The 1,107-nt window shown below is 67.0% G+C and carries 2 protein-coding genes and 2 pseudogenes; 1 reads left to right on the forward strand and 3 read right to left on the reverse strand.

Going from position 1 to position 1,107, the window contains the following annotated elements; translation table 11 throughout:
• The 3 genes and pseudogenes from L995_RS34125 to L995_RS32660 all read right to left on the reverse strand — a co-directional run.
• Positions 1 to 210: pseudogene (locus L995_RS34125) on the reverse strand (class I SAM-dependent methyltransferase); the annotation flags it as partial.
• Between the two features lie 156 nt (positions 211 to 366).
• A complete protein-coding gene (locus L995_RS00195) occupies positions 367 to 681 on the reverse strand; it encodes a hypothetical protein (protein WP_016446792.1) in 315 nt (104 codons plus the stop codon).
• Between the two features lie 3 nt (positions 682 to 684).
• Complete coding sequence (locus L995_RS32660) at positions 685 to 864, reverse strand: hypothetical protein (RefSeq protein WP_128422743.1); 180 nt, start codon at positions 862 to 864, stop codon at positions 685 to 687.
• On the opposite strand from L995_RS32660, the pseudogene L995_RS00200 reads away from it, so the two are divergent.
• Positions 818 to 1,107, forward strand: a pseudogene (locus tag L995_RS00200) (methylated-DNA--[protein]-cysteine S-methyltransferase); the annotation flags it as partial. The gene L995_RS32660 and the pseudogene L995_RS00200 sit on opposite strands and share 47 nt — an antisense overlap.

The raw sequence follows: 1,107 nt of genomic DNA on the forward strand, positions 1-1,107 counted from the left end.
CAGTTCGCTACAGCGCAGTGACAGCGCCGTGCCGATGGCGGCCAGGGCGTCTTCGTCCAGCGGCTGGAAGCTGGTGAGCACCAGCACGGGCGGAAAGGCATCGAGCACCAGATGCTCGCAGCCCGGGTACAGGCCGCCACGGCCGTGGAAGATGCGTTGGGCGTCGGAGGGCAGGGCCATCCGGGCGATGGCGTCGAGCAGGGCTTGCATGGGAAAGGCTGGGTCTGGCAGGGGTGCCGGGCATGCCCGGTGGAACCGCTTGGAACCAGGCAGGGGCCGACGAAAAGGTCTGCCAGTGTATGCAGTTTGGGGCCCAGCCCAGGCAAACCCGGGCTCAGGCCCCATTCAGCGGTGCCGCGGGCAGGCTCAATGCCGCCAGCCGCGGCGCACCTCGAAGAAGCTGCACTCGCCATCGCCCAGGCCCTGCATGCCGGCCTCGGTGGCGGCGCGGGCGGCTTTCATCCAGCGGGTGAAGGCGAGCTTGGCGTCTTCGCTGATTTCCTCTGGAGGCATGTCCTCCAGCCCCTGTACAAGCGACAGGGTTTCGCTGACCTGCTCGGCACTGCCGAGCTGGCGTTCCAGCACGCGGGCATAGCGTGCCTCGGCCTTGTTGCGTTCCTGCTCGGGCAGGTTGGGGTAGTCACACAAGGTGACGGTGAAGGCGGCTTCTTGCATGTCCATGGTTCATGAGATGAGGATGATGACTGGCGAAATATACAGTAATAACTGGCTGCACATCCAGTATTTATCCAGTGTTTTTTTACAGTGTCGTGCCGGTGGGGTCGCTGCGGGCAGCGGCGGCAGCCATGCGGCCACAATCGCCTGCAAGGAGAAAACCACCGCCATGACGAACGAATCGACCACGGGCAGCCCGGCCTGGGACCCCGAAGCCACGGGCCATGCGCTGTTTGCCACGCGCTTGGGACCCTGCGGCGTGGCCTGGGGCGAATGCGGCCTTGCGGCCTTTCAGTTGCCCGAGGTGGACGGCCCGGCTGCCACGCGCACGCGCATGCTGCGCGGCGTGCAATCGCGCAGGCCCGGCAGCTATGCGGCAGCGGTGCGCGCCGAGGACCTGCCGGCCGCCGTGGCGCAGGCCATCGCCGGCGT

It is taken from the genome of Delftia sp. ZNC0008 (assembly GCF_000799035.1).
GTDB lineage: Bacteria > Pseudomonadota > Gammaproteobacteria > Burkholderiales > Burkholderiaceae_C > Comamonas > Comamonas tsuruhatensis.